The organism is Halomonas sp. ND22Bw (assembly GCF_003011945.1).
GTDB lineage: Bacteria > Pseudomonadota > Gammaproteobacteria > Pseudomonadales > Halomonadaceae > Halomonas > Halomonas halophila.
This window is the reverse complement of sequence record NZ_PXWD01001793.1, coordinates 1-236: the sequence shown is the minus strand read 5'-3', so window position 1 is coordinate 236 and position 236 is coordinate 1. Positions and strand designations below refer to the sequence as shown.

Here is a 236-nt window from a genome sequence, read left to right as displayed (position 1 = left end):
GCCGCTCCCGCCGACGAAAGCGCGTATGCGCGGTCGGCGCCGCCGCCGCTTCATGCGCCCAGGCGAGCGGTTGCGGGATGAACGCCCCCCATGCCCCTGCCTCCAGAGCGGGCAGGATATCGGAACGCATCGAATCGCCCGCCATCACTGCGCGATCGGGCGCGCAGCCGTAGCGGTGGAAGACGCGCACGAACGTGTCGGCGCGCTTGTCGCTGACGATCTCCACCCCGGTGAAC

Annotated in this window: 1 protein-coding gene; it reads right to left on the bottom strand. The window is 70.8% G+C overall.

Annotated elements, in window-relative coordinates; all coding sequences use genetic code 11:
- Window positions 1–236 (bottom strand): HAD hydrolase-like protein (locus CVH10_RS24460; protein WP_181244764.1); only part of this gene is annotated, 236 nt, incomplete at both ends.